The sequence below is a fragment of the Caulobacter sp. FV1ye6ST genome, assembly GCF_058681225.1.
Genome location: NZ_CM178733.1, coordinates 2,171,570 through 2,197,879, shown reverse-complemented (window position 1 = coordinate 2,197,879; position 26,310 = coordinate 2,171,570). Strand labels below are relative to the sequence as shown.

Annotated in this window: 24 protein-coding genes and 3 pseudogenes; 18 read left to right on the top strand and 9 right to left on the bottom strand. The window is 67.4% G+C overall.

Annotation, left to right across the window (positions count from 1 at the left end):
- Positions 1 to 37 precede the first annotated feature (37 nt).
- A complete protein-coding gene (locus ACW175_RS10825; protein ID WP_492104481.1) occupies positions 38 to 391 on the bottom strand; it encodes a Kazal-type serine protease inhibitor family protein in 354 nt (117 codons plus the stop codon).
- A 124-nt stretch (positions 392 to 515) separates the two neighbouring features.
- On the opposite strand from ACW175_RS10825, the gene ACW175_RS10820 reads away from it, so the two are divergent.
- The 3 genes from ACW175_RS10820 to parE all read left to right on the top strand — a co-directional run bounded on the left by ACW175_RS10820 (position 516) and on the right by parE (position 5,578).
- Positions 516 to 1,997, top strand: coding sequence for an amidohydrolase (locus ACW175_RS10820; protein ID WP_492104480.1), 1,482 nt, complete (start codon positions 516 to 518; stop codon positions 1,995 to 1,997).
- Complete coding sequence (locus ACW175_RS10815) at positions 1,997 to 3,349, top strand: amidohydrolase family protein (RefSeq protein ID WP_492104479.1); 1,353 nt, start codon at positions 1,997 to 1,999, stop codon at positions 3,347 to 3,349. The genes ACW175_RS10820 and ACW175_RS10815 overlap by 1 nt, the downstream gene beginning before the upstream one ends.
- 117 nt (positions 3,350 to 3,466) lie before the next feature.
- Positions 3,467 to 5,578 (top strand): DNA topoisomerase IV subunit B, encoded by a 2,112-nt coding sequence (parE, locus tag ACW175_RS10810; RefSeq protein ID WP_492104943.1) that lies wholly within the window; start codon positions 3,467 to 3,469, stop codon positions 5,576 to 5,578.
- Between the two features lie 687 nt (positions 5,579 to 6,265).
- Here the strand turns inward: parE and ACW175_RS10805 are convergent.
- The gene (locus ACW175_RS10805) at positions 6,266 to 6,421 is read right to left on the bottom strand and encodes a hypothetical protein (RefSeq protein ID WP_492104478.1); all 156 of its coding nucleotides are present in this window, start codon (positions 6,419 to 6,421) and stop codon (positions 6,266 to 6,268) included.
- Positions 6,422 to 6,447: 26 nt separating this feature from the next.
- Positions 6,448 to 7,194, bottom strand: a complete 747-nt coding sequence (locus tag ACW175_RS10800; protein ID WP_492104477.1) for an EcsC family protein — start codon at positions 7,192 to 7,194, stop codon at positions 6,448 to 6,450.
- A gap of 112 nt (positions 7,195 to 7,306) precedes the next feature.
- Between ACW175_RS10800 and ACW175_RS10795 the strand changes: the two genes are divergently transcribed.
- The 8 genes and pseudogenes from ACW175_RS10795 to ACW175_RS10760 all read left to right on the top strand — a co-directional run bounded on the left by ACW175_RS10795 (position 7,307) and on the right by ACW175_RS10760 (position 13,554).
- Positions 7,307 to 7,825, top strand: coding sequence for a hypothetical protein (locus ACW175_RS10795; protein ID WP_492104476.1), 519 nt, complete (start codon positions 7,307 to 7,309; stop codon positions 7,823 to 7,825).
- Positions 7,826 to 7,945: 120 nt separating this feature from the next.
- A complete protein-coding gene (locus ACW175_RS10790) occupies positions 7,946 to 8,290 on the top strand; it encodes a hypothetical protein (RefSeq protein ID WP_492104475.1) in 345 nt (114 codons plus the stop codon).
- Positions 8,291 to 8,470: 180 nt separating this feature from the next.
- Positions 8,471 to 9,352 (top strand): DUF4747 family protein, encoded by an 882-nt coding sequence (locus ACW175_RS10785; protein ID WP_492104474.1) that lies wholly within the window; start codon positions 8,471 to 8,473, stop codon positions 9,350 to 9,352.
- On the top strand, positions 9,339 to 9,896 hold the full coding sequence (locus ACW175_RS10780; protein WP_492104473.1) for a hypothetical protein: 558 nt from the start codon (positions 9,339 to 9,341) through the stop codon (positions 9,894 to 9,896). The genes ACW175_RS10785 and ACW175_RS10780 overlap by 14 nt, the downstream gene beginning before the upstream one ends.
- Positions 9,897 to 9,986: 90 nt before the next feature.
- The gene (hdaA, locus tag ACW175_RS10775; RefSeq protein WP_492104472.1) at positions 9,987 to 10,676 is read left to right on the top strand and encodes a DnaA regulatory inactivator HdaA; all 690 of its coding nucleotides are present in this window, start codon (positions 9,987 to 9,989) and stop codon (positions 10,674 to 10,676) included.
- Between the two features lie 46 nt (positions 10,677 to 10,722).
- Positions 10,723 to 10,806: pseudogene (locus tag ACW175_RS10770) on the top strand (hypothetical protein); the annotation flags it as partial.
- Between the two features lie 121 nt (positions 10,807 to 10,927).
- Positions 10,928 to 13,171, top strand: a complete 2,244-nt coding sequence (locus ACW175_RS10765; protein WP_492104471.1) for an RNA degradosome polyphosphate kinase — start codon at positions 10,928 to 10,930, stop codon at positions 13,169 to 13,171.
- Positions 13,168 to 13,554 carry a hypothetical protein gene (locus ACW175_RS10760; RefSeq protein WP_492104470.1) on the top strand — a complete coding sequence of 129 codons (387 nt, stop codon included), beginning with the start codon at positions 13,168 to 13,170 and terminating at the stop codon, positions 13,552 to 13,554. Before ACW175_RS10765 ends, ACW175_RS10760 begins: the two co-directional genes overlap by 4 nt.
- Positions 13,555 to 13,661: 107 nt before the next feature.
- Here ACW175_RS10760 and ACW175_RS10755 read toward each other — a convergent pair whose 3' ends face one another.
- Entirely contained in the window at positions 13,662 to 14,687 is a 1,026-nt protein-coding gene (locus tag ACW175_RS10755; protein ID WP_492104469.1) for a phosphotransferase, read from the bottom strand.
- Positions 14,688 to 14,866: 179 nt separating this feature from the next.
- Here ACW175_RS10755 and ACW175_RS10750 point away from each other — a divergent pair, with 179 nt between their 5' ends.
- Positions 14,867 to 16,369, top strand: coding sequence for a Ppx/GppA phosphatase family protein (locus ACW175_RS10750; RefSeq protein WP_492104468.1), 1,503 nt, complete (start codon positions 14,867 to 14,869; stop codon positions 16,367 to 16,369).
- A 156-nt stretch (positions 16,370 to 16,525) separates the two neighbouring features.
- Complete coding sequence (locus tag ACW175_RS10745; protein WP_492104467.1) at positions 16,526 to 16,798, top strand: hypothetical protein; 273 nt, start codon at positions 16,526 to 16,528, stop codon at positions 16,796 to 16,798.
- Positions 16,799 to 16,859: 61 nt separating this feature from the next.
- Here ACW175_RS10745 and ACW175_RS10740 read toward each other — a convergent pair whose 3' ends face one another.
- From ACW175_RS10740 to rnd, 3 genes are all read right to left on the bottom strand, one after another.
- Entirely contained in the window at positions 16,860 to 18,149 is a 1,290-nt protein-coding gene (locus ACW175_RS10740; RefSeq protein ID WP_492104466.1) for a serine hydrolase domain-containing protein, read from the bottom strand.
- Between the two features lie 127 nt (positions 18,150 to 18,276).
- Entirely contained in the window at positions 18,277 to 19,962 is a 1,686-nt protein-coding gene (locus ACW175_RS10735) for a response regulator (protein WP_492104465.1), read from the bottom strand.
- Between the two features lie 173 nt (positions 19,963 to 20,135).
- Positions 20,136 to 21,305, bottom strand: coding sequence for a ribonuclease D (rnd, locus tag ACW175_RS10730; RefSeq protein WP_492104464.1), 1,170 nt, complete (start codon positions 21,303 to 21,305; stop codon positions 20,136 to 20,138).
- A gap of 134 nt (positions 21,306 to 21,439) precedes the next feature.
- Between rnd and purM the strand changes: the two genes are divergently transcribed.
- From purM to purN, 3 genes and pseudogenes are all read left to right on the top strand, one after another.
- Positions 21,440 to 22,465: a phosphoribosylformylglycinamidine cyclo-ligase gene (gene purM / locus ACW175_RS10725; protein WP_492104463.1), complete on the top strand. Its 1,026-nt coding sequence runs from the start codon at positions 21,440 to 21,442 to the stop codon at positions 22,463 to 22,465.
- A 10-nt stretch (positions 22,466 to 22,475) separates the two neighbouring features.
- Positions 22,476 to 22,561 (top strand): annotated as a pseudogene (locus ACW175_RS10720) (hypothetical protein); the annotation flags it as partial.
- Between the two features lie 15 nt (positions 22,562 to 22,576).
- Positions 22,577 to 23,158, top strand: a complete 582-nt coding sequence (gene purN, locus ACW175_RS10715; RefSeq protein WP_492104462.1) for a phosphoribosylglycinamide formyltransferase — start codon at positions 22,577 to 22,579, stop codon at positions 23,156 to 23,158.
- On the opposite strand, the gene ACW175_RS10710 is transcribed toward purN, so the two are convergent.
- Positions 23,155 to 23,757 carry a YoaK family protein gene (locus ACW175_RS10710; RefSeq protein WP_492104942.1) on the bottom strand — a complete coding sequence of 201 codons (603 nt, stop codon included), beginning with the start codon at positions 23,755 to 23,757 and terminating at the stop codon, positions 23,155 to 23,157. The genes purN and ACW175_RS10710 overlap by 4 nt on opposite strands.
- On the opposite strand from ACW175_RS10710, the pseudogene ACW175_RS10705 reads away from it, so the two are divergent.
- Positions 23,638 to 23,883, top strand: a pseudogene (locus tag ACW175_RS10705) (hypothetical protein); the annotation flags it as partial. The gene ACW175_RS10710 and the pseudogene ACW175_RS10705 sit on opposite strands and share 120 nt — an antisense overlap.
- 9 nt (positions 23,884 to 23,892) lie before the next feature.
- Here the strand turns inward: ACW175_RS10705 and ndk are convergent.
- Positions 23,893 to 24,312, bottom strand: a complete 420-nt coding sequence (gene ndk, locus ACW175_RS10700) for a nucleoside-diphosphate kinase (protein WP_492104461.1) — start codon at positions 24,310 to 24,312, stop codon at positions 23,893 to 23,895.
- Between the two features lie 94 nt (positions 24,313 to 24,406).
- Between ndk and ACW175_RS10695 the strand changes: the two genes are divergently transcribed.
- Positions 24,407 to 26,269, top strand: a complete 1,863-nt coding sequence (locus ACW175_RS10695; RefSeq protein ID WP_492104460.1) for an ABC-F family ATP-binding cassette domain-containing protein — start codon at positions 24,407 to 24,409, stop codon at positions 26,267 to 26,269.
- Positions 26,270 to 26,310: the final 41 nt, after the last annotated feature.

Here is a 26,310-nt window from a genome sequence, read left to right as displayed (position 1 = left end):
CACCTTGCGTCAGCGCGGTCCGGATAGTGGCAGCAGCTTACTTCGCCTTGCACGCGCCCTGAGCCGACACGCTGACTCCCGCGGCGCCCGCCTCGCAGGCGTTGCCATAGGTCTTGCCGTCGCAGCCGCAGACCGGCTGATAGATCCGCGTGCAGGCTCGCGGCGTCTTGCGGCAGACGCCCGCCGCATCGGCGACCCGCCCGCAGACCCCGGCCTCCATCTGGCAGGTCAGGCCAGACTGGCATTGGAAGCCCGCGAAGCCGCCGCACATGCCGCCCTCGGCGACCGGGGCGCGCGGCGACTGCCGCGGCGGTCCCGAAGGTCCCGGCGAGGTCGGCGCGGTGCAGGCGGTCAGCAGCGCGACGGCGAGACAGGCGAGCAGACGGCGCATGGACGACCTCCCTGGGACAAGCGCAACAATTTTGCCGACGAGGAGGTCGGCTCGATCTCCTTTAACTTGATAACGGGGTTCTTTTCGTCTGTCCTTCCCGCCTCTTCGAGAGTCGGGGTTTTTCATGATCAGATGGCGTTACACGGCGATGGCCGTGAGCCTGCTCGCGCTGGGGCTTTCGGCCTGCGCGACTACCGGGACCGGGGGTCCCGCCAAACCGTCCACGACGGCCCAGAAGGGCGGCAAGCCAGCCGAGAAGGTCGAGCCCAAGCCGCTGCCCAAGGGTCTCGACGGTCAGGCGTCGACGGGTTTCCCGTCGACCTACAAGCCTTTCCCCTCGCGGGCCACGGCCTTCGTCGGCGCCACGGTGCTGACCGCCACCGGCCAGCAGATCGACAACGGCGTGGTCGTCACCTCGGGCGGCAAGGTCGTCGCCGTCGGCGGCCCCGACACCGCGATCCCGGCCGACGCCGTCAAGGTCGACGCCACTGGCAAGTGGCTGACCCCGGGCATCATCGACGCCCACAGCCACCTGGGCGTCTATCCCTCGCCCGGCGTTCAGGCTCGCTCGGACGGCAACGAAGCCACCGACCCGAACACCGCCCAGGTCTGGGCGGAGCACTCGGTCTGGCCACAGGATCCCGGCTTCAACCGGGCCCGCGCCGGCGGCGTGACCACGCTGCAGATCCTCCCAGGCTCGGCCAATCTGTTCGGCGGCCGCTCGGTGACGCTGAAGAATGTGCCCGCCCTGACCATGCAGGGCATGAAGTTCCCCGACGCCCCCTACGGCCTGAAGATGGCCTGCGGCGAGAACCCCAAGCGCGTCTACGGTGGCAAGGGTCGTTCGCCCTCCACGGCGATGGGCAACGTCTTCGGGTACCGCAAGGCCTGGATCGACGCGGCGGACTACGCCCGCAAGTGGGACGACTTCCGCGCCAAGCAGCAGAAGGGCGAAAAGGCCGATCCGCCGAAGCGCGATCTGCAGATGGAGACCCTGGCCGGCGTGCTGAAGGGCGACATCCTGGTGCAGAACCACTGCTACCGCGCCGACGAAGAAGCCACGATGATCGATATCGCCAAGGAGTTTGGCTACAAGATCACGATGTTCCACCACGCTGTGGAGAGCTACAAGATCGCGCCTCTGCTGGCCAAGGAGGGCATCTGCTCGGCCACCTGGGCCTCGTGGACGGGCTTCAAGATGGAAAGCCTGGACGGCATCGACGCCAACGCCGCCATCCTGTGGAAGAACGGCGCCTGCGTGGTCATCCACTCGGACGACCCGATCATGACCCAGCGGCTCAATCAAGAGGCCGCCATCGCCATGACCGCCGGCAACAAGCTGGGTTACGGCATCAGCCGGGCCGAGGCCATCAAGTGGATCACCGCCAACCCGGCCAAGGCCATGGGCATCGGCGACAAGACCGGCTCGATCGAACCTGGCAAGGCCGCCGACCTGGTGGTCTGGAGCCGCGACCCATTCAGCGTCTACGCCCAGGCCGAGAAGGTCTTCATCGACGGCGCGCTGATCTACGACCGCAAGGACGCGCGCTTCCAGCCCAAGTCCGATTTCGAGCTCGGCCAACCCGGCCAGGGAGCGTTCAACTGATGATCCGGTCACTGCTTCTCGCCAGCGCCGCCTGCGCGCTGGCCCTCCCCGCGGCGGCCGAGACGGTCGCCATCACGAACGCCCGCATCGAGCCAGTCTCGGGTCCCACGATCCCGACCGGCACGCTGGTCATCAAGGACGGCAAGATCGCCGCCCTGGGCGCCAGCGTCGCCGTCCCGGCCGGCGCCAAGGTGATCGACGCCAAGGGCGGGGTCGTCACCCCCGGCCTGGTCGCCTCGTCCTCGAACCTCGGCGCGTCCGAGGTGAGCGGCGTGCGCGAGACCCGCGACGACGGCACCGGCAACGCGCTCAGCGCCGCCTTCGACATCAGCTACGCGATCAACCCCGCCTCGACCTTCATCCCGTTCGCCCGGGACGGGGGCATCACCAGCTCGGCCGTCGTGCCCGTGCTGTCGGGGACCGGCGGCGGCGCTCACGAGCATGCCGACGACGGCGTGGTCGAGGAGATGACCGCCGGTAAGACCGGTGACGGCGACCCGTCGCTGTTCGGCGGCCAGGCGGCGTTCATCCGCCTGAAGTCCGGGGCGAGCGACATCGTCGAGGCCTCCAGGCTGGCCGTCACCGTCTCGCTGGGCGAGAGCGGCGCGCGGGCGGCCGGCGGTTCTCGCGGCGCGGACCTGATCCTGATCCGCTCGGCCCTGGAGGATGCTCGCGCCTTCGCCAGCCGCCGTGCGGCCTTCGAGCAGGGCGCGACCCGGGACTTCGGCCTCTCGCGCCTGGATCTGGCGGCCCTGATCCCCGTCGTGCAGGGCAAGACCCCGCTGCTGATCCGCGTCTCCCGCGCGGCCGACATCCGTCAGGCGCTGAAGCTGGCGGCCGACGAGAAGATCAAGGTCATCCTCGAAGGCGTCGAGGAGGGCTGGCTGGTCGCCGCCGAGATCGCCAAGGCCGGCGCGCCCGTCATCGTCGATCCGCAGGCCGACCTGCCCGACAGCTTCGAGACCCTCGCCTCGCGGCTGGACAACGCCGCCCGCCTGAACGCCGCCGGCGTGAAGGTGGCGATCAACGGCTCGCGAGACTTCAACAACCTGCGTCAGGAGCGGCTGAACGCCGGCCTGGCGGTCGCCAACGGCCTGCCCTACGCGGCCGGCCTGGCCTCCGTGACCCTGGTCCCGGCCAAGATCTGGGGCCAGGACGGCAAGATCGGCTCGCTGGAAGTGGGCAAGCTGGCCGACGTCGTGGTCTGGAACGGCGATCCGCTGGAGACCACCAGCTGGCCGCTGAACGTCTTCATCGGCGGCGTCGAGCAGCCGCAGGACAGCCGCCAAACCCAGCTGCGCGACCGCTACGCGGCCACCGACCAGAGCGGTTATCCGCCCGCCTACCGCTAGGCTTTCCGCCTGGTCCTAGCGATCCGCCCCCGGCCAAGCTGGGGGCGGATTTTGCTTTTCAGGGGACGGTCGCGAGGCCATACGAGGCCCCCGCGTTCGAATCGCTTAAGACTCCTCCTGATGTCCTCCGACAAGACCCCCTCACTGTTCGACGACGACGCCCTGGCGCCCGTCCCCGCCGCGCCGTTCCAGGCCAGCGTGGAGCCGCACGTCGAGCCGACTCCGCGTCCGATGCCGCCCCCGCCGCCGTCCAGCAAGCCGGCCCCGCCGTCCGCGCCGGCCAAGGTCAGCGCGCCGGGCGAGTACTCGGCCGCCGACATCGAGGTGCTGGAAGGGCTGGAGCCCGTCCGCAAGCGCCCCGGCATGTACATCGGCGGCACCGACGAGCGGGCGCTGCATCACCTGTTCGCCGAAGTGCTGGACAACTCGATGGACGAGGCCGTGGCCGGCTTCGCCAAGACCATCGAGGTCAAGCTGGACGCCGACGGATACCTGTCGGTCAAGGACGATGGGCGCGGGATGCCCGTCGACCCGCACCCCAAGTACCCCGGCAAGTCGGCGCTGGAGGTCATCATGACCGTCCTGCACGCCGGCGGTAAGTTCACCGGCAAGGCCTATGAGACCTCCGGCGGCCTGCACGGCGTCGGCGCCTCCGTGGTCAACGCCCTGTCCGAGCGCGTCGAGGTCACCGTCTGGCGCGACGGCTTCGAGCACCTGCAGGTGTTCTCGCGCGGCAAGCCGCTGGGTCCGATCGAGCAACTGGGCCCGTCGCGAAAGAAGGGCACCATGGTGCGCTTCAAGCCCGACGACGAGATCTTCGGCGACAATGTCGGCTTCAAGCCGGCGCGCCTGTACCGCATGGCCCGCTCCAAGGCCTATCTGTTCCGCGGCGTGCAGATCAAATGGTCCTGCGATCCCTCCCGCATCCATGACCAGACCCCGCCCGAGGCCACGTTCCACTTCCCCAACGGCCTGGCCGACTTCCTGGCCGAGCGGACCAAGGGGCTCAACACCGTCACGCCCGAGAGCTTCTCGGGCCGCATCGAGCGCCAGGGCGAGGCCGGCGCGGTCGAGTGGGCCGTCAGCTGGACGCCCCAGGGCTTCGGCGAGCACGACGGCTTCATGCAGTCGTACTGCAACACCGTGCCCACCCCCGAAGGCGGCACCCACGAGAGCGGCTTCCGCGCCGCCCTGACCAGAGGCCTCAAGGCCTATGCCGACCTCAAGGGCGAGAAGCGCGGGACGATCATCACCGCCGACGACGTCGTCGCCCAGGCCGGCGCCCTGATCTCGGTGTTCATCAAGAACCCCGAATTCCAGGGCCAGACCAAGGAAAAGCTGTCCACCTCCGAGGCCCAGCGCTTCGTCGAGGCGGCGCTGCGCGACCCGTTCGACCTGTGGCTCAGCTCCAGCCCGAAGAACGCCCAGGCCCTGCTGGAGTTCGTCATCGAGCGGGCCGAGGAACGCCTCAAGCGCCGCAAGGACAAGGAAGTCACCCGCGCCAGCGCCACCCGCAAGCTGCGTCTCCCCGGCAAGCTCGCCGACTGCGCCGGCAGCGCGGTCGACGGGGCCGAACTGTTCATCGTCGAAGGCGACTCGGCCGGCGGCTCGGCCAAGCAGGCCCGCGACCGCAAGTACCAGGCCATCCTGCCCCTGCGCGGCAAGATCCTGAACGTGGCCTCCGCGTCCGGCGAGAAGTTCACCGCCAACAAGGAGCTGTCGGACCTGATGCTGGCCCTGGGGGCCCAGGGCGGGAACAAGTATCGCGAGGAAGACCTGCGATACGACCGCATCATCATCATGACCGACGCCGACGTCGACGGCGCCCACATCGCCAGCCTGTTGATCACCTTCTTCTACCGCACCATGCCGGACGTGATCCGCCAGGGGCACCTGTATCTGGCCCTGCCGCCGCTGTACCGCATCGCCCACGGCGGCAAGAGCGAATACGCCCGCGACGACGCCCACAAGGACGAGCTCTTGGCCACGGTGTTCAAGGGCAAGAAGCCCGAGATCGGCCGCTTCAAGGGCCTGGGCGAGATGATGGCCTCCCAGCTTAAGGAGACCACCATGGATCCGAAGAAGCGCACCCTGGCCCGCGTGACCCTGCCGCGCTCCGAGGAAGCGGTGGAAAGCCTGGTCGAGACCCTGATGGGGCGGAAGCCCGAGCTGCGGTTCCGGTTCATTCAGGAGAATGCGGAGTTCGCTTCGGCGGATCTGGATTTGTAGGCGGAGCCGACCCCCTCCACCGGCTTCGCCGGTCCCCCTCCCCCAAAAGGGGGAGGAGAGGCTCCCTGTCCCCTCTCCGCCCCGCTTGGGGGCGGACAGACCTGCGTGAGCAGGTCAGGTGGGGGCCAGTGCTGAGTCAGACATGCGTCCGCCGCTTCACGCGGCGCGGCCGCTGAAGGCGTATGGGGAGGCGACGGAGCGGCCGGGCGAACCCGGATACCGTGAGGTTTGTTCGTGTTTCGGCTCGCTGACCGCTCCGCCAGGTTGTTCTTGCCCGTGAGGATGGGGGGCGTGAGCGTATTTCAGCTCGGGACCCCATTTGCCCCCGGACGGGCGCGGACCAAGTCGATCGGCTACATCCGTCTCGACCCCGACGATCCACGATAGGCGGCTTGTACGATCACCGCCCTGTCGCTCCGCTGCCGGCTTTGGCCCCAACGATCCCGTCACCCGTACGCGCTCCTAAAGAGTAAGCCGCACGACCTGACGACACCGCCGGGAACCGCCAGCGGCCCCGCTCAACCTACCCCCGCCGCCGTTTTGGGCCGGATCCAAACGCCCTCCCCCGCGACGGGGACGCATTGAGTATCGGGGCGGATTCAACGCGGATGATGCAGGGGCGCGAAAAATCGACAAACACTTGATTTCGTGGATTTCCATATCGCGAACGCCGGGGATAGAGCGCCCTCAATCCCCCCCCTTGTCATCCCGGAAGCCTCGCGGAGGCTGTCCGGGACCCAGGGGCCGGCGCATCGCGGTTGCCCCTGGGTCCCGGCTCTCCGCTTCGCTGCGGCCGGGATGACAAGAATTGTACTGTAGAGGGGGAAGGTAGAAGCCGGCCACTGGTGAAACCTCTCACCCTCCCACCGCTACGCGGCGGGCCCCTCCCTCTCTTCATGAGAGAGGGCTTCGGAAGCAGCCCCCTGCTCGGCCCGCATCCGATACGCCATCACCGCCGTATGCCCCAGCCGCTCGACCAGCCGCCAATTGACGATGGCCCCCAGCGGCGCGCCGACCACGGGGAGGAACTGGGCCAGTTTCGCCAGGTCGATGTGGTCGCGGTACTGCTGCTGGAAGGCCCGCCAGTCGAAGTCGTCCAGGTGGGCCGGATGGGCCTTGGCGTCCCAGTCGTCCATGGCCGCCAGCACCCGGGCGCGGTGGATGCCGTCCGAAAACGCCAACTCGAAGATGTGCAGGATGTAGAGCCGCTCGGGCAGGTCCGTCCCGTCGTGGCCGAACACGGCGGCGATCTCGAACAAGAGCTTGATCTTGAAGCTCATCAGCAGCGGGAAGTCGGCCGCCGCCGCCAGGAAGCCCCCGAACCCGGTGACCCCGCCCTCGGCCGCCGCCGCCTTCTTCCAGCCGTCGATCGCCTTGGCCGCCCTGGCCCGGCGCTCGTCCAGGGTGAGGCCGACCAGCGGCGAGCCGGTCGTGAAGTCCGCGCCCGTAAGCAAGGCCCGCGTCATCCCCTCGATGGCGGCGGTGATGGCGGCGTGGATCTTCTCGGGAATGATCCGGTTGATCCGCGTCTGGGTGGCGCGAGCGAGGCCGTTCAGCGGGCCGGCGGGCTTGGTGAGGTCAGCGCGCCAGGCGAGGAGGTCGGGGGAGAGAGGCATTTGGGACCAACAAAGGTGGTTGCAGGCGGCACCCTCCTACCTAAGATTTAGCTCGGGTCGGAATCGGGTTGGCCGTCGATCATCCTCGCCAACCCGTCTGGGGGGAAGTGTTATGGGACGTATGTTGATCGGCGGCGGCGTGGCCTTGGCCCTGGCGATCGCCTCGCCCGCATGGGCGGACGCCTTCGGCGTGAAAATGGGCTCCAACCCGGCCGCGCTGGGCGCCGAACTCCAGCCGGAGAACGCCGGCAAGCCCGTCCGGCAGTACCTGCTGGAAACGCTTCCCAAGCCGCACCCGGAGTTTGAGCTTCTGATGCTGACGGCCAGCGCCAAGACGGGGGTTTGCCGGGTCGCCGCGCTTGGTCGCTATCACAATAACGACGCCAGCGGCGCCGGCGTCCGCGCGGCTTTCGATATCCAGAGGGCCGCCCTGGACAAGCAATACGGCGCCTCCCGGACCTACGCAAAGGACGGCAAGCCCGTCGCGTCGTGGGATTTCCTCAGCGGCGCGACTCTGCCGACGGATGTCCGGACCATCACGCTCGAGACCGACGCCGTCTCGGCCACCGAGACCTACCTGGTCGCCCGCTTCGAGTTCACGAACTTCGGCGACTGCGAAGCGATGATGTAGCCGGCCGGAACGCTCCCCTCTTCAGCGCGCGTGCAACCTGGCGGCCGGGATGACAAGCGTGGGTAAGCTTAAGGGCGTTTCCGCAATGGCCCCGCCAGCGCCATCCGCTACCCTCCCGCCATGACCGACGCCCAGCGCCTGACCCTCGTCCGCGCCGTCCACACGGTGATCTATGTGGTGATGGCCAGCGCCGCCCTGGTCGTGCTGGCCGCCGGGATCACCGGGGCGCGCGGTCCCTGGCTGTGGGTCGCGCTGGGCCTGACGGCGATCGAGAGCGCCGTCTTCGCCGCCTGCGGCTTCAAATGCCCCCTGACCGCCGTCGCCGTGAAGTACGGCGCGACCAAGGACGGCCCCTACGACACCTTCTTCCCGGAGCGCTGCACGCGGCACACGTTCCGGGTGTTCGGGCCGGTGATCGTGGTGGGGGTGGTGTTGTTGGTGTTGAGGCAGATACTGAATGCCTAGGCGAATCCAACTCGCAAACACCGTCAATCGAGGTGTTGATTGTCTAGTGACACAAGAGTCCGGCTCATGCCGGAGTGAGGGGAATAGAAGCGCACAGGAACAAAAATCGATTGCGCGTCAGATAAAATTCGCGAGAAAATTGCAAAAGAATCATATGCCCTCTGGGGGAGGGAAGATCCATTGGCTAGAGACTCTAAGACCGAAGTTGCGGCTATAAATCTACGCATCCCAAGTAACGCAAACAGAGATTATATAGGCCTGATAATTCTTCTAACCTCCCTACGTAGAGGCGTAAGAGTTCATGGCGATACTTTTGTTGCCATTCAAAGCTTTAACGAAGCAACTCGCGTTGGAACTTTTTCTAAGTATACAGAGATAGATATAAAAGGTGATTGGTTTAATCTCGAAAAATTTTCCAGAGCATCAACAGAAGATAAAAACGCCATCAGCATACCTGAAAAGTTGCGCCCAAATCACGCCGCGTTTTATTTCAAGATAAACAACGACCTACATGCGCTCGCATTTGAACTCTACTCAGAGTCAAAGGGATTGAGCACACGATCTGTAGAGCAATATTTTAAAAATGCGCTCCAATGGAAGGAAGTTTCTTCCCAGTATGGAGACGTTCAGGCCGATATTATCAAAAGCTACGACGGAGCGGATTCGCTTCTAGGACTCCCCAAATTGAAGGAAATAAGATTCATTATTCGACGCCCAAATCCGGACGATATCGACAATGGGCTGGCAGATTTTATTGAGAATATTCTTTTCGAGCAAAACGCCGATGAATATGAAGAAGTTATAAAGTCAAAAGATAAAGATTCGATCATTCCAAATGATCGATCCTACAAACTGGCGAAAGTCGCCTCTGAAAATGGCACTTTTTCAGTTAAAACAATTGAGAACGGCGTTGTAACGCCCCATTCAACAGATGAAATACCATTGAGGGAGGTAACGAAGCACAAATCGGACGATTCAGCCCTCAACCTCTTTGTTCGCATGGCGGGTGATATATTCGAGAAAATTCGCAGCGCGAGAGCTCAAGTTCGTGGCCAAGAATAAGAAGCCCTCCAATTGGAACCGCCTTTACCATCAATATGGCGGATGGAGCGCCCTAGTAAAATCGCCATACTTTATAATTGCTGGCGCTCTAGGCACCCTGGAATGGCGCCTTTGGTCAGACGAAAAGTGGGCAGAAATGGCTCGAACCATACTGCCTACCTTGGCAGGATTTTCCATCGCTGCCTACGCGCTGATATTTTCCGCTCTCAGCGACAAGCACAAGAATTTGCTTCGAAAACCGCAGCAGCAATATCAGGGAAGATCACCCCTCCTCATGATCGTAAGCACCGTTATACACGCGACCATTGTTCAAGCGATTGGGATTTTAATATCTTTAGTTTATTCATCGAAACCGTTTCCGACACCTGAAGGCGCGGAGCGGTTTGCATTCTATGTGAACGTCGCGGTTTCAGCCGTCGGCGTCGCGACAATGAACTACGGAATACTTTTGGTTATCGGGTCTGTCCTCACCGTGTTCACGATGATGGAAATCCGGCCTCAGCCTGGGCCTCCACAGACTCCCTCCACACCCGCACAACCCTAATCCCCACTATCCCCAGCCCCTCCTGCTCGCCCTTCCCGCCGCAGCGGCCTATATCCCTACCCTGACGTTCACCACGCCGGACCCTCGGGATTGTCCACCCAGTTCAAACTGCCGCTCGCCGCGCCGCCGACCTATGCCCGGGAGGACTTCGCCGTCTCGCCGAGCAATGCGGCGGCGGTGGCGCGGCTGGATGGCTGGCCGGACTGGGCCGAGGGGCGGCTGGCGCTGATCGGGCCGTCCGGGTGCGGAAAGACCCACCTGGCGCGGGACTGGGCGCGGGCCGTCGGGGCGGTGACGGTGGAGGCGGCCGATCCGCTGGCCCCGCCCGTGGACCTCTCCACCCTGCGCGGCCGGGCCGTGCTGGTCGAGGACGCCGACCGGAGATCGGAAAGCGCCTGCCTCAGCGACGAAGCGCTGTTCCACATCCTCAACATGGCCGGGGTCGACGGCGGGACCGTGCTGCTGACCGGCCGCACGCCGCCGCTGGGCTGGGACGCAGGCGTGCCCGACCTGCGCTCGCGGCTCAACGCCCTGTCGGTCGCCGCGATCGACGAGCCCGACGACCTGGTGCTGGCGGCGGTGCTGAAGCGGGCCTTCGCGGCGGCGTTCTGGAACCCCGAGCCGGACCTCTATCCCTATCTGGTCGCGCGCCTGCCCCGCTCGGCGGCCGAGGCCCAGGCGGCGGCGGCCCTGCTGTCCGAGGCGGCGGCGGATGGCCATCGCGAGATGAACAAGGCTTTGGCGCGGGAAGTGCTGGGGGCGTTCGAGGGGGAGGAGTAGGCCCTCCGCCTCTCACCCGTCATCCCGCGACATGTTCGCGGGACCCATGGTTCAGCTTCCCCGTGAGAGGACTATTGCGCTCCGCACCCGCGGCGGAACGATGGGTCCCGCGCATGAAGCGCGGGATGACGACGTGAGGGATGAGGGATGAGCCTTGATTGCTCAGCACACACACTGTCGTCACCGCGTCACGCCCTTCCTTCACCATTGGGCGTTCACCCTGCGGAAAACTCTGCGCTAGACTGAGGCCCATGACCGACGCCGCCGCTCTTCCGACCCCGCCCCTGGCGCCGCTGGCCCCCGCCGCGCCCGAGATCCCCGCCCCGCAGACCGGCCTGACGCTCGACGGCGAGCTGCTGGCCTCGCCCGAGCGGTTCTTCAATCGCGAGACCTCGTGGCTGGCCTTCAATCAGCGGGTGCTGGAAGAGAGCGCCAATCCGCGCCACCCGCTGCTGGAACGCCTGCGGTTCCTGTCGATCAGCGCCAACAACCTCGACGAATTCTACATGGTCCGCGTGGCCGGCCTGAAGGGCCAGGTGCGCGAGGGCGTGCGGGTGGTCAGCCAGGACGGCCTGACGCCGGGCGAGCAGCTGGCGCGCATCAACGCCTCGGCCGCCGAGCTGATGGGCGAGCAGCAGAAGATCTGGCGCCAGGTCCGCACCGAGCTGTCGGACGAGGGGCTGAAGCTGCTCGACGCCAAGGACATCGAGGCCGAGGATCGGGCCAAGGCCGAGGAGATCTTCCTCAATCAGATCTTCCCGGTGATGACGCCGCTGGCCATCGACCCGGCCCATCCGTTCCCGTTCATCCCGAACCTGGGCTTCTGCCTGGCGCTGAAGCTGCGGCGGATCGCCGACGACAAGCACCTGTACGCCCTGGCCCCGATCCCCTCGCAGGTGCGGCGGTTCTGGGAGCTGAGTTCCGTCGTCTCGCGCGGCCGCAAGCGCCAGCGCAAGATCATGGCGCTGGAAAGCTTCATCATCCTGTTCCTGGACCACCTGTTCCCCGGCTACGAGGTCGAGGGCCGGGGCCTGTTCCGCCTGAACCGCGACAGCGATCTCGAGATCGAGGAAGAGGCCGAGGACCTGGTGCGCGAGTTCGAGGCGCGGCTGAAGAAGCGTCGCCTGGGCCGCGTGGTGCGCGTCAAGATCCAGACGACCATGCCACCGGACCTGCGCGAGTTCATCATCGAGGGCCTGCGCGCCGAGCCGGAGGACGTGATCCTGGTCGACGGCAAGCTGGGCCTGGCCCAGATGTCGGAGCTGATCCCGCCGGACCGTCCGGACCTGAAGTTCCCGCCCTACAACGCCCGCTTCCCCGAGCGCGTGCGCGACCACGGCGGCGACTGCTTCGCGGCGATCCGCGAGAAGGACATTCTGGTTCACCACCCGTTCGAGAGCTTCGACGTGGTGGTGCAGTTCATCCGCCAGGCCGCGCGCGATCCGAACGTGCTGGCCATCAAGCAGACGCTGTACCGCACCTCCAAGGACAGCCCGATCGTGGCGGCCCTGATCGAGGCGGCCGACAACGGCAAGAACGTCACCGCTCTGGTCGAGATCAAGGCGCGCTTCGACGAGGAGAATAACCTCAAGTGGGCGCGCGACCTGGAGCGGGCGGGCGTGCACGTGGTGTTCGGCTTCGTCGACTGGAAGACCCACGCCAAGCTGTCGGTGGTGGTCCGCCGCGAGGGCGAGGGCCTGCGTACCTACTGCCACTTCGGCACCGGCAACTATCACCCGCAGACGGCGCGGATCTATACGGACCTGAGCCTCTTCACCTGCGATCCGGCCCTGGGCCGCGACGGGGGCAAGCTGTTCAACTTCATCACCGGCTACGCCCAGCCGGGCCATCTGGAGCGGCTGTCGTTCTCGCCGACGACGTTGAAGCCGGACCTCTTGAAGATGATCGCGGCCGAGGCCGACAACGCCCGGGCCGGCAAGCCCGCCGGCGTGTGGGCCAAGATGAACTCGGTGGTCGACCCGCAGATCATCGACGCCCTCTACGCCGCCAGCCAGGCCGGCGTGCAGATCGAGCTGGTCGTGCGCGGCATCTGCTGCCTGCGTCCGGGGATCAAGGGGCTGTCGGAGAACATCCGGGTCAAGTCGATCGTCGGCCGCTTCCTGGAGCACGCGCGCATCATCGCCTTCGCCAACGGCGCGGCCATGCCCAGCGCCCAGACGCGCCTGTTCATGAGCTCGGCCGACTGGATGCCGCGCAACCTGGACCGCCGCGTCGAGACCCTGGTGCCGCTGGAAAACCCGACCGTGCACCAGCAGGTGCTGGACCAGATCATGGTCGCCAACCTCAATGACGAGGCCCAGAGCTGGCGCCTCGACAGCGAGGGCGACTATGCCCGCGATCCGGCTTGGAAGACCAAGGGCGCCTTCTCGGCCCACGACTACTTCATGACCAATCCCAGCCTGTCGGGCCGCGGCCACAAGACCAATGACATGCCCCGGGCCTTCGACCACGTCGGCACCAAGCGCAAGCGTTGAGGACGCTTCTCGTCCTGCCGCTCCTGGGACTGCTGGCCGCTTGCGGACCGGCGCCAGGGCGGCAGGCGCGGATCTGCGCCGTCCAGGCCCTGCCCGCCCGCCCCGGCGTCGACCGCTTCGGCGTCCCGCCCGGTGTCGAGCAAAAGGCCCAGGCGGTCGCCGAGGTCTACGGCCCGGGCGTGGTCGGCGGCTACCATATCCGCTGGTGGGGTCCGTGCCCGCGCCGGGCCGACACCACGGACATGCTGCTGCTTGGCCCCGAGCCCTGGGCCCTGACCAAGGGCGGCGAGCGGGCGCACGGCCGTCAGGTCAGCTACGGCACCTGCTATCACCGCCGCGAGGGCCCGCGCTGGCGCACGGTGGCGTGCCGGGTGAATCCTTGAGGCCGTGCGTGATCCTCGTCCTTCGACAGGCTCAGGATGAGGATCATGGCTGAGGCCGAAAGTAGAAACCTCACCCTGAGCCTGTCGAAGGGCGAGGTTTCGGGACCTCAGCGTGCGAGGGTTATGGCTTCGGCGAAGGCGCTGGACGCCAGGTTCGCCCCCACCGTCCGCAATCGCGCCAGGCCATAGGCCAGCCGCCCCTCCGGCGTGGCCAGCAGCGGCTCGCCCAGGGCCAGGCGCTGGTGGAGGGCGTCGAGGTCCGGCCCGTCCAGATGCTCCGCCCTCGCCTGCCCCGCGAGACGGGCGATGAACACCGCCGCGTGGAAGACGTGGCTGACCTGCCGGAACAGCCACAGCCGCGCCCGCTCGGCCGCGCTGGCCTCACGCCCGAAATAGGTCCGCAGCAGCAGGCCCTCCCCGTCCGCATCGGCGGCGTAGGTGTTGGCGAGGGCGGCCAGGTCGACATAGCGGTCGGCCTGGAACGCCGCCTCCCAGTCGACCAGCCAGATGCGCCGGCCGTCATAGACAAGGTTGCCGGGATTGAGGTCGTTGTGGCTGGACACCGGCTGCGGCGCCAGGCGCTTGCACACCTCCCGCAAGCGCGCCCAGTCGTCGAAGGTCCCGACCGGGACCACGCCCGCGCGGGCCGCCTCGCCCACCAGGGCGTCGAGACCGTCCAGATAGTCGACCAGCGGCGGAAAGCCCTCGACGGCGTGCAGCGCTCGCACCGCCTGGGCCAGCTCGACCACGAGGTCGGCGCGGGTTCCGGCATAGTCGAGGGCCAGGGAACGGGCCTCGATGAAGTCGCTGATCACCACCCCGTCATCCGGATCGGCGTAGCGCACGCGCGGCGCCAGGCAGGCGAGCGCCGCCAGCTTCAGGCAGGCATAGCCGCGATGCGGATCGCGCGGCCCGTCACGCCCAGCCCCCTCGCGCCCAGCCTCGACCCGCAGCAGATAGGCGATGCCGCCGACCCGGACCTTGTAGACCCCCGCCCCCGACAGCCCGCCGGACACCGGCGTCCAGCCGTCGAGAACCTCGGTCCCGAAGGTGGCGCGCAAGGCCTTGCGGACATCGGGATGCTGATCGGGCGAAAGTGGATCGGGGGAAAGTGGATCGGGGGAAACGGACATCGGCGGAACCTCTCGAAGCTCGCCCCTTATTTACCCGGGTATAATATGAGTCAATATCACCCGGGCAATAATGGCGAAAATCATCAAGGCGTTTTCCGACAAGCCTTTCCGCGCGTTCTTCCCCATCGAAAACGATCGTGAACGCTTCCCCCCACCCGCGAATGCGCTAAACCGTCCCCATGCCCTTCCAGGCGCCGCGCGACGCGGCTGTGATCGATATCGGTTCAAACTCGGTCCGCCTCGTGGTGTACCGGCTGGAAGGCCGCGCCATCTGGACGGTCTTCAACGAGAAGGTCCTGGCGGGCCTCGGCCGCGACCTGGCCAAGACCGGCAGCCTGTCGCCCGAGGGCGTCATCCAGACCCTTCAGGCGCTGAAGCGCTTCCGCGCCGTACTGGAGGCGGTTAATCCGGCCGAGACCTTCGTCGTCGCCACCGCCGCGGCCCGCGACGCCAAGGACGGCCAGAACTTCATCGATCGCGTCCGCGACGAGACCGGCTTCACCGTCCGCGTGCTGAGCGGCGAGGAAGAGGCCCACTACGCCGCCGTCGGCGTGCTGGCCGGCGCCCCTGACGCCGAGGGCGTGGTCGGCGACCTGGGCGGCGCCAGCCTGGAACTGGTCCGGCTGTCGTCCACCGGCGCGGGCCGCGGCGTGACCCTGCCGCTGGGCCCGTTCAGCCTGGCCGGACCCAACGGCGCGGTAAATGGCGGCTTCGACGGCGAGCGCGCCCGCCGCCTGTGCCGCGAGCGCCTGGCCCCGGTGGCCGCCGACTTCCGCAGCGACACCTTCCACGCGGTGGGCGGCGCCTGGCGCAACCTCGCCCTACTGCACATGCGGCTGTCCGGCTACCCGCTGCACGTGGTCCACCAGTACGAGATCAGCGCCAGCGAGGCGATGGACGCCGCCCGCCTGGTCGCCCACCAGTCCAAGAGCTCGCTCGAACGTATCGAGGGCATGAGCAAGAAGCGCTCGGAGACCCTGCCCTACGCCGCCGTGGTGCTGGAGGCCCTGATCGAGCAGTTGCACCTCAAGCGCATCGAGATCTCGGCCTATGGCGTGCGCGAAGGCCTGCTGTTCGAGGCCATGCCGCCACGCGTGCGGAGCCTGGATCCGCTGATCGAGGGTTGCTACGCTCTGGGCCACCGCCAGGGCGTCGCCGACGAGCTGGGCCCCGCCCTGGACGCCTGGATCGCCCCGGCCTTCCGCACCCTGCCCCCGCTGTTCGGCGAGCGCGACGGTATCCTGGTATCGGCCGCCTGCCGCCTGTCGGACGTCGGCGCGCGCCTGCACCCGGACCATCGCGCCGACCTGGTGTTCGAGCAGGTGCTGCGCGCCCCGATCGCCGGCCAGACCCACGCCGAGCGCTGCTTCGTGGCCGTCGCCTCCCACGCCCGCCACGCCACCAACTTCCACCCGCCCGAACTGCCGACCCTGGAGCGCCTGCTCAGCCCCGCCCAGTTGAAGCGGGCCCGCGCCCTGGGCGCCACGATCCGCCTGGCCTGCGACCTTTCGGGCCGCAGCCCCAGCCTGCTGGCCCGCTCGCGCCTGACCCTGGACAAGACGCATCTGATCCTGGCGGCCGAGCCCGGCTATGCCAATCTGCTGCTGGGCGAACAGACCAGCAAGCGCGCCAATACCGCCGCCCAACACCTGAACCTGAAGACAAAGATTATCGCGGCGTAAATTCAGGTATAGACCCGACAGACCTTATGCTTAACCGGCTCTGAATTTCCCCGATACGGGGAAATCGACAAGTTGTCGCGGACTATCGGCATCGACACTGCACATTTCGTTAACACTACTTACGTAGCGTGACCTCAACGAAATAAACGGAGGTCAGTGATGTTGAAGCGTAAGGTCGACTACCTGGATGCTATCGCTCCGGCTCCCAGTGCCCGCAAGCGTCCCGAGCTCCACATCGCCAACGATCACGACGCGCCGGTGGCCAGCGCCGCCCGCACCCTGCAATCGGAAATCGGCCGCGTCTTCGCCCAGGAAAACACCTGGTCGGTCCGCCGCACCGTCGCCATCGGCGTCGTCTTCCACCTCGGCGTCTTCTGCGCCCTGGGCCTGGCCGCCGGCGGCGCGCTCAGCCAGTTCGCGCATCACTAGAATACTGGGGCGCATACCGCTTCCCTCTCTCTGAGAGAGGGTTTCGGTAAGCGCCTCACCCTCAATCCGACAGCGAGGCCTCCGCGCCCGGCTGACCCGAGTCCAGGTCCAGATAGTCCGTGAACGGGATCCGATAGACGCGGTCGAAGAACTCGGCCTGGAAGCGGAAAGGCAGGTTGGCGTCGCTGTTCCACAGCATGACGATGCCGGTCTTGGTCGCCGGGTCGAACATCATGGTCGAGCGATAGCCCGAGACCCCGCCGCTGTGGCCGACCAGACGGTGACCCTTGTAGGTGAAGCTACGCATGCCCAGGCCATAGGCGGGGTTCTTCAGCTCGCGGGCGATGTTCAGGCGGCCATAGGGCCTGCCGGTGGCCACGCGGGGACGCTGCACCTCGTTCAGCACGGTCGACGACAGCACATCGGGCTTGAGGCCCATCTGAGCCTGCATCCAGGTGGCCAGATCGACGATGGTCGAGTTGACGCCCGCGGCGGCGGGCACGCGGTAATAGGCCTCGGACAACTTCAGCTCGCGGCGGGCGCGGTCGTGGGGCCTAGCCCAGCGCTCGGCCGAGGTCAGGCCGGCCATGCCGATCGAGGCGCCGGTCATGCCCAGCGGCCCGAACAGCTTGTGCTGAACCGTCGCGGCATAGGGCTCGCCCGTCTTGCCCTGGATGACTTCTGTAATCGTGTCATAGGCGACGTTCTGGTAGCTGTGGCAGGTGCCGGGCGGGCAGACGGTCTTCAGCGCGCCGTAGGAGCCGCGGATCTTGGCCGGATCGACACCGTCCTCCAGCTGGCCGTCATAGGCGTTCTTGCCCAGGCCCGTGCGCTGCGACAGCAGTTCCTCGACGGTCAGGGAGTTCTGCGCGTCACCCGGCAGGCGCAGGCTGGTGTTGAAGGCCACCAGCGGCTCGGTCAGCGACAGGGTTCCATCGGCCGCTAGCCGGGCGCTGAGGCTCGACGAAACGGTCTTGGACAGCGAGGCCCAGCGGAACACCGTGCGGGCGTCGACCTTCTGACCGCCCTCGGTGGTGCGGCCATAGCCGTGGACAAAAGACAACCGCCCCTTCTCGACCACGGCCACGGCCAAGCCTTCCATGGTCTTGTCGGCGGCCATGGCCGTGATGCGGGCGTTCAGGGCGTCGTAGTCGATATCGCCATGCCAGGCGGACGGCTTCTCCGGGGTGTTCAGCGCCGCCTGCTCGATCGCCTCGGACACCGCCTTGGGAGCCTTCTTCAGGAACGGCAGGGTCGCCAGGCCGCCGACCAGGACAAGGCCCGCCGCGCCAGCGGCGATCCACTTCAGGCGCCGACGCTTTTCCCACTCGCTCTGCCAGATCCTCGACACGGCGCCTAAACTCTTGAACTGAATTGGAAACCGATCAGGCGAGACGCGCGGGGCGACTCGTTCCGTCCGGTCTCCTTCTAGCGAGAACGCCCGCGATATGCGCCGAAAAAGGGGCGGCGCGGCGATCCTAGCCGAACAGGGCCTTGTAGAGATCGCGTGGGTTGACCGGCTTTTCCACCCACCCCGTCATGCCCGCCTCACCGCAGGCGGCGACCTCCTCGGGCGAGGCGCCGCCGGTGACGGCGATGATCGGCGTCTGACGATTGGCCCCGTCCTCGCGCAGGCGGCGCGAGGCCTCCAGCCCATCCATGCCGGGCATGCGGACGTCCATCAGAATGGCGTCGAAGATTTGCCGCTCGGCCGCCAGCAGCGCCGCCTGGGCGTCCTCGGCGGTTTCCACGCGCGCGCCGAACGCCTCCAGCATCTGGCGCAGGGCGCGGCGGTTGATGTCGTGGTCGTCGACGACCAGGATCACCGGGGCCTCTTCGCGCACGGCCAGGGCCTGGACATCATCCTCGGCCGGCTCGACCGGCGCGGCGCCCTCGGGCGCGGGCAGGCGCAGGGTGAAGCGCGCGCCGCCTTCCGGAACATTGGCCGCCGTCAACTCGCCCCCCATCAGCCGGGCCAGGTCGCGGCTGATCGACAGGCCAAGCCCCGTGCCGCCGAAGGCCCGGGCGGTCTCGGCGCCCAGCTGCTCGTAGGGGCTGAACAGCCGCTCGATCTGGTCGTCCTTCAGGCCGGGGCCGGTGTCGCGCACGACGATGGCCACCTGGCGCGGCCGCTCACGCTCGACGCGGACGTCGACGGTGACCTCGCCCGGCCCATTCACCTTGACCTCGGGCGTGAACTTGATGGCGTTACTGAGCAGGTTGTTGAGGATCTGTCGGGTGCGCATCGGATCGCCCCGCACCCAGCGCGGCAGGGTCTCGACGCCGGTCAGGGCCAGCGCGACTCCCTTGGCCGCGGCGGTACAGCGCCAGAACTCGACGGCGTCACCGACCACGGCTGGCAGGTCATAGTCGACAACCTCGACGCCCATGCGGCCGGCCTCGATCTTGGAAAGGTCCAGCAGGTCGTTGAGCAGGGCCCGCATCATCAACCCGGCGTCGGTGACCAGGGCGGCGGCGCCCTCACGGTCCAGGGCCGCCGCGCCGTTCAGGATGGCGTTGATCGGGGTGCGTAGCTCGTGGCTGACCATGGCGATGAAGGCCGACTTGGCCGCTGTCTGACGCTCGGCCGCTCGCCTCGCTGCGCGCTCGGCGGCCATGGTCCGCTCCGACCACAGGAAGACCATCGACAGGGTCAGGCAGAACAGGCCGCAACCGATCAGGAAGTAGACGGTGACCGGATCGTGCGCGTCGCCGGCGACCAGCGGCGTGACGAACAGATAGGCGATATGCGGAGCGGCAGCCGCGACGAAGGCGACGAGGCAACCCTCGGCGCCCATCAGGGCGGTGAAGATCGAGCCGGACAGCAGCAAGACGGCGCCGGCCGCGCCCATCTGCGTGTCCATCGCCCAAAGCGGAATGGCCAGCCAGCCGAAGATCGTCGCCATCAGGAAATCGCTGACGAGGTTCAGCGCCACGGCGCGTCCGGGGGCCGCCTCGTTCAGGAAATGGCGCAAGGCCAGGAATTTGGCCGCCTGGACGACGACGAAGACGCCAGACCAGGCAAGCAGGAAGTGCAGGCGCGGCCACACCAGCGCCATCGCGCAGAGGACCAGGACGACCACGAGCCGAAGGGGGATCAGGCGACGCCGCGACACCGCGGCGGGGCGGTAGGCGTCCGCCAGGTTCTCCCAGAAAGCACTCAACGCAACCCCCGTACACGGCGCGCTCTACTCCCGAGGGAGTGCGAACGTCGCGGCGTTGTACGCCAGCAAACCTTTGCACGCACGGGAAAATGGCCCGTTCCGGGTAGCGGAGGGCGCGACAACCTCAGCGTTAGCCCCGCCCTCGCCTTTTCTACGGACGTCTGTCGCGAGTTCTATTCGGCCTTCGGCGCGCGGCGCACCTCGACGACACGGACCTTGGCGCCGTCCAGCACCAGGGCCAGCTCGCCGCGCTTGATCTTCAGGGCGTCGGCCCCGAAGGCGTCGCGGCGCCAGCCGACCAGGGCCGGGGTGGCGGCGTTGTCGTCGGCGGCGATCTTCTCCAGGTCAGAGACCGTGGCGATCAGCTTGGAGGCGACCCCCGCCTCCTCCGCCCGCGCCTTCAGCAACACCTTGAGCAGCTCGACCACGGCGCCGGCGTTCTGGGGCGGCGGCGGACCAGGCTTGTCGACGGTCGGGGCGTAGCCTTCCGGATCGGCGAGCGCCGCCTTGATCGCGGCCAGCAGGTCCGGACCGAACTTGCTGCCGCCGAAGCCCTTGGGCACGCCGCGCAGGTTGTTCAGCGCCTCAAGGCTGGTCGGCGCCTGGGTGGCCAGTTCGTCGATGGCCTCGTCCTTCAGGATCCGGCCACGCGGCTGGTCACGATTCTGGGCGGTGCGCTCGCGCCAGGCGGCGACGGCCTTGAACACCGCCAGGTACTTCGCCGCGGTCTTGCGCGGACGCAGGCGACGCCAGGCCTTCTCGGGATCGACATCGTAGGCGGCCGGATCCGAGATGGCGGTCATCTCTTCCTCGACCCAGGCCAGGCGGCCCGAGGTCTCGAGGCGCTCGCGCAGGGTCGGGAACAGGGCGGCTAGGTGGGTGACGTCGGCCAGGGCGTAGGTCAGCTGGGCTTCGCTGAGCGGCCGCCGGGCCCAGTCGGTGAACCGGCTGGACTTGTCGAGGTCGATGCGCAGCATCTGGCGGACCAGGGCGTCATAGGCGATCTGCTCGCCAAAGCCCGCCGCCATGCCCGCCACCTGGGTGTCGAACAACGGCCTCGGCATGGCCTTCAGATTGTTGAAGATCTCGACGTCCTGGCGGGCGGCGTGGAACACCTTGAGGATGCTCGTGTCGCGCATGACGGCCAGCAGCGGCTCGAGGTCGATGCCCTCGGCCAGCGGATCGATGACGGCTTCGTGCGTGGGCGAGGCGACCTGGATCAGGCACAACTTGGGCCAGTAGGTCGTCTCGCGCATGAACTCGGTGTCGACGGCGACGAAAGGCTCGCCCGCGAGCGCATTACAGAACGCCGCCAGCTCGGCGGTAGTGGTGATCGGCTTCATCGGCTGCTAATAGCCTCGCGCACCCCCGAGTCTGCAAGCGTCAAGACGCGCCCAGCGTCTCGGGAAAGCAAATTTTCCGCGTGTTCGGACGGCTCACCGCCCTCCGATAGACCAGAGCGAGCGCCAGAGCGACCATGAGCGATCAGCCGAACGGCCTTACCTACGCCCAGGCGGGTGTCGATATCGACGCGGGCAACGCCCTGGTGGACGCCATCAAGCCGCTCGCGAAAGCGACCCGCCGCCCCGGCGCGGAAGCCAGCCTGGGCGGCTTCGGCGCGCTCTTCGACCTCAAGGCCGCCGGCTATGACGACCCGCTGCTGGTCACCACCACCGACGGCGTCGGCACCAAGCTGCGCATCGCCATCGACGCGGGCATGCACGCCACGGTCGGCATCGACCTGGTCGCCATGTGCGTCAACGACCTGCTGGCGCAGGGCGCCGAGCCGCTGATGTTCCTGGACTATTTCGCCACCGGCAAGCTGGACATCGAGGTCGCCAAGAGCGTCGTCGCCGGCATCGCCGAGGGCTGCAAGCTGGCCGGCGCGGCTCTGGTGGGCGGCGAGACCGCCGAGATGCCGGGCATGTACAGTGACGGTGAGTACGACCTGGCCGGCTTCTCGGTCGGCGCGGTCGACCGCGACGACGTCCTGCCCAAGCTGGACAAGCAGCGCGCCGGCGACATCATCATTGGCCTCGGCTCCTCGGGCCCGCACTCCAACGGCTATTCGCTGGTGCGCCGCGTGGTCGAGCGCTCGGGCCTGGCCTGGGACGCGCCGGCCCCCTTCGAGGACGGCAAGACCCTGGCCGAGGCCCTGATGGCCCCGACCCGCATCTATGTGAAGTCGCTGCTGCCGCTGCTGCAGTCGGGTCGCGTCAAGGGCGGCGCCCACATCACCGGCGGCGGCCTGATCGAGAACCCGCCCCGCGCCATCGCCGAAGGCCTGGCGGCCGAGTTCGACTGGAACGCCTGGGCCCTGCCCCCGGTGTTCGAGTGGATGGCCAAGGTGGGCGGCGTCTCCGAGCACGAGATGCGTCGTACGTTCAACTGCGGCGTCGGCTTCATCATCATCGTGGCGCAAGCCGACGCCGAGCCTGTCCTGGCCGCCCTGCTCAACGCCGGCGAGGACGCCTTCATCTGCGGCCAGCTGGTCAAGGCCTGAGCCTGAAAACCCCGCCCTTCGACAGGCTCAGGGTGAGGTTTTCACTCAAGCCGCAGTAGTCCTCATCCTGAGCTTGTCGAAGGACGAGGACGGCTCCACGGAGCTGAAATTATGACCCAACGCACCAAGGTCGCCGTCCTGATCTCTGGCCGGGGTTCCAACATGGAAGCCCTGGTCCGCGCGGCGAAGGCCGACGACTGCCCGTTCGACATCGCCCTCGTCCTGGCCAACAAGCCCGACGCCGGCGGCCTGGCCACGGCGGCGGCCGAGGGGATCGAGGCGCTGTGCGTCGACAGCAAGCCCTTCGGCAAGGATCGCGAGGCCCATGAGCGGGCCATCGACGCGGCCCTGCGCGAGCGCGGCATCCAGGTCATCGCCCTGGCCGGCTACATGCGGATTCTCACCCCGTTCCTGGTCGACGCCTGGGAGGGCCGGATGCTGAACATCCACCCGTCCCTGCTGCCGGCCTATCCCGGCCTGGACACCCACGCCCGCGCCATCGCGGCGGGCGAGGCGGAGGCCGGCTGCACCGTCCACCTGGTCACGGCCGGCGTCGACGAAGGTCCGATCCTGGGCCAGGCCCGCGTGCCGATCCTGCCTGGCGACGACGACCACAGCCTGGCGGCGCGGGTGCTGGAGCAGGAGCATAGGCTCTACGCGGCGACCCTGGCCGACTTCGTGCGCGGTCTCTAGACGGACCGCCAGCGCCGCTCGGCCCAGATCGCGCCGCCCAGGACAACCGCCACGGCCGCCCAGAGCGCGCTGGCGCCGATCGTCAGATAGGTCAGGGCGCCCAGCGCGCCGCCGGCCGAAAGCCCCATCCACAGCAGCACGTAGCGCAGCCAGTCGGCGGGCTCGCCGCCGGTAAGCGCGCCGGCGATGCGCTGGCCGGCCTTCACGAGCGCGCCGGTCATGTAGGTCAGCCCCACGGCCACGTCGCCGTTCCGCTGAAAGACCGCGTTCTCGGCCCCCATGGCCATGGCCACGGCCGTGACGCCGGCGGTATCGAAGCCGAAGGCCAGCAGGCCCGCGCCCGCCGCTAGCAGCGTCGCCTCCAGGGCCAGAACCGGCGAGCGGCGGTTCTCGCCGAGCGCCCGCGCCGTGAGGGCGCCCAGCACCACGCCGGCGACGAACGATCCGACCAGGGTCAGCACGGTCGCCGCCGCCGCCCAGTTGGCCGTGGCCAGGGCCACGCCGAGGCGCGTGGAGTTGCCGCTCATGAACGAGACGAAGAAGCCGCCCAGCTTCAGGAAGCCGATCGCGTCGACATAGCCGGCTACGCCCGCCAGCACGACGGCCAGCGCCACCTCGTTCCGTTCGTAGTGTTTCACCGGCAACTCCCCGACGCGACTCTGAAGGCGCAAAAGGAAACGGCCGGATCGTCTCCGATCCGGCCGCTCCAAGTCATCAGAAAAGTCCGGCCGGGATTAGCCGACGATTTGGTCGTCCGTGAAGAACTGGGCGATTTCGATCGCGGCGTTCTCCAGGCTGTCCGAACCGTGGACCGAGTTTTCGCCGATCGACAGGGCGAACAGCTTGCGGATGGTGCCTTCGGCGGCGTCCTTCGGGTTGGTGGCGCCCATGACGTCGCGATACTTGGCAACGGCGCCTTCGGCTTCCAGGACCTGCACGACAACCGGCTCGGCGATCATCTGGCCGACGAGTTCGCCGTAGAACGGACGCTCGGCGTGCACTTCGTAGAACTTCTTGGCTTGGTCTTCGGTCAGGTGCACGCGGCGCTGAGCGACGATGCGCAGGCCAGCGGCCTCGATCACCGCGTTGATGGCGCCGGTCAGGTTACGACGGGTGGCGTCCGGCTTGATGATCGAGAAGGTGCGTTCGGTCACGGAGTGATCTCACAGAAAAGTTGTGGATTGGGAGGTTGCGGGCTTATAGCCGGGCGCCTCCTCCCCGCCAACCCCGACGCGTAACCTTCATAAAATGCTTCAGATCCGTGACCTGACCTTCAACGCCTGGGGTCGGAAGTTCTTCGACCACGCCAGCGTCAGCCTGCCGCCGGGCGCCAAGGTCGGTCTGATCGGCCGCAATGGCGTCGGCAAATCGACCCTGTTCAAGCTGATCCTGGGCCAGCTGCACGCCGGCGACGACGAGATCAGCCTGCCCAAGTCCGCGCGGATCGGCTCGGTCGACCAGGAGCACCCGGCCACGCCGTTCACCCTGCTGGATACGGTGCTGGAGGCCGACGAGGAGCGCCACGACCTGCTGACCCGGCTGGAGACGGCCGATCCCGAGGCGATGGGCGAGATCTGGGCGCGGCTGATCGAGATCGATTCCGACGCCGCCCCCGCCAAGGCTTCGGAAATCCTGGTGGGCCTGGGCTTCACGCAAGACGACCTGGCGCGTCCCATGAGCGAGTTCTCCGGCGGCTGGCGGATGCGCGTGGCCCTGGCCGCGGCGCTGTTCGCCGAGCCTGACATGCTGCTGCTGGACGAACCGACCAACTATCTCGACCTGGAAGGCGCGCTGTGGCTCGAAGCGAGGCTCCAGAAGTACCCGCACACGGCCCTGATCGTCAGCCACGACCGCGAACTGCTCAACAACAGCTGTACGCACATGCTGCACCTGGCGGGCGGCAAGCTGGAACTCTACACCGGCGGCTACGACGACTTCGAGAAGCGCCGCGCCGAGAAGGCCCGCCTGCAGCTGTCGGCCAAGGCCAAGCAGGACGCCGAGCGCGCCCACCTGCAGGCCTTCGTCGATCGCTTCAAGGCCAAGGCCTCCAAGGCCGCCCAGGCCCAGTCGCGGATGAAGCGCCTGGCCAAGATGGAGCCGGTGTCGACCACGATCGAGGAGCGCGTCGCGCCCTTCACCCTGCCCTCGCCGCCGCGCCCGCTGGCGCCGCCGCTCATTCGCCTTGAACGGGCGAACGTGGGCTATGAGGAAGGCCGCTCGATCCTCAAGAACCTCAACCTGCGCATGGACCTGGACGACCGCATCGGCCTGCTGGGCGTCAACGGCGCGGGCAAGTCGACCTTCGCCAAGATGATCGCCGGCGCGCTGGGCGTGCAGTCGGGCGAATTCCACCGCGACCGCAAGATGAAGGTCGGCTGGTTCCACCAGCACCAGATCGAGGCGATGGATCCGGTGGACACCCCGCTCGAGATCATCCGCCGCGCCATGCCGGACGCGTCGGAGAGCTCGCGCCGGTCGAAACTGGCGCAGTTCGGCCTGGGCTTCGAGAAGCAGGAGACCACGGTGGCCAACCTGTCGGGCGGCGAGCGGGCCCGACTGCTGCTCAACATGGTGGCGATGGAAGCCCCGCACATGCTGATCCTCGACGAACCGACGAACCACCTGGACATCGACAGCCGCCGCGCCCTGCTGGACGCGCTGAACGACTACAGCGGCGCGGTGATCCTGATCACCCACGACCGCTCGCTGATGGAGCTGGTCGCCGACCGCCTTTGGCTGGCCGCCGACGGCACGGTGAAGCCGTTCGACGGCGACATGGACGACTACGCCAAGTTCGTGCTGGACCGCGCCAAGCAGGCCGTGAAGCCGACCCAGGTGGCCCGCGCCCCCGAGCCGGCGGCGTCCGCGCCGAAGAAGTCCGTCGCCATCGAGCCCCTGAAGCGCAAGATCGAGGCCGCCGAGCAGGTGGTCATGCGCACGACGCGTCAGGTGAACGAGCTGGAAGCCCAGTTGGCCGACCCGCAGCTCTACAAGAACCCGACCAAGGTGGCCGAGCTGACCAAGCGCCGCGACAACGCCAAGGCCAAGCTGGACGACGCCGAGGCGACCTGGATGACCCTGGCCGAGGAACTGGCGTCGGCGGAGGCCTGAGCTTCACTGGAGACATCGAGGGTTTAGGGTAAACCCTCGTG

Excerpts from the sequence above, each read along its gene's own strand:
- ACW175_RS10795 (WP_492104476.1), top strand. The coding sequence starts at position 7,307 with ATGGGACGTATGTTGATCGGCGGCGGCGTGGCCTTGGCCCTGGCGATC.
- ACW175_RS10790 (WP_492104475.1), top strand. The coding sequence starts at position 7,946 with ATGACCGACGCCCAGCGCCTGACCCTCGTCCGCGCCGTCCACACGGTG.
- purN (WP_492104462.1), top strand. The coding sequence starts at position 22,577 with ATGACCCAACGCACCAAGGTCGCCGTCCTGATCTCTGGCCGGGGTTCC.
- ACW175_RS10755 (WP_492104469.1), bottom strand. The coding sequence starts at position 14,687 with ATGTCCGTTTCCCCCGATCCACTTTCCCCCGATCCACTTTCGCCCGAT.
- ACW175_RS10825 (WP_492104481.1), bottom strand. The coding sequence starts at position 391 with ATGCGCCGTCTGCTCGCCTGTCTCGCCGTCGCGCTGCTGACCGCCTGC.
- purM (WP_492104463.1), top strand. The coding sequence starts at position 21,440 with ATGAGCGATCAGCCGAACGGCCTTACCTACGCCCAGGCGGGTGTCGAT.
- rnd (WP_492104464.1), bottom strand. The coding sequence starts at position 21,305 with ATGAAGCCGATCACCACTACCGCCGAGCTGGCGGCGTTCTGTAATGCG.
- ACW175_RS10800 (WP_492104477.1), bottom strand. The coding sequence starts at position 7,194 with ATGCCTCTCTCCCCCGACCTCCTCGCCTGGCGCGCTGACCTCACCAAG.
- ACW175_RS10695 (WP_492104460.1), top strand. The coding sequence starts at position 24,407 with ATGCTTCAGATCCGTGACCTGACCTTCAACGCCTGGGGTCGGAAGTTC.
- ACW175_RS10820 (WP_492104480.1), top strand. The coding sequence starts at position 516 with ATGATCAGATGGCGTTACACGGCGATGGCCGTGAGCCTGCTCGCGCTG.
- ACW175_RS10765 (WP_492104471.1), top strand. The coding sequence starts at position 10,928 with ATGACCGACGCCGCCGCTCTTCCGACCCCGCCCCTGGCGCCGCTGGCC.
- ACW175_RS10815 (WP_492104479.1), top strand. The coding sequence starts at position 1,997 with ATGATCCGGTCACTGCTTCTCGCCAGCGCCGCCTGCGCGCTGGCCCTC.
- ACW175_RS10750 (WP_492104468.1), top strand. The coding sequence starts at position 14,867 with ATGCCCTTCCAGGCGCCGCGCGACGCGGCTGTGATCGATATCGGTTCA.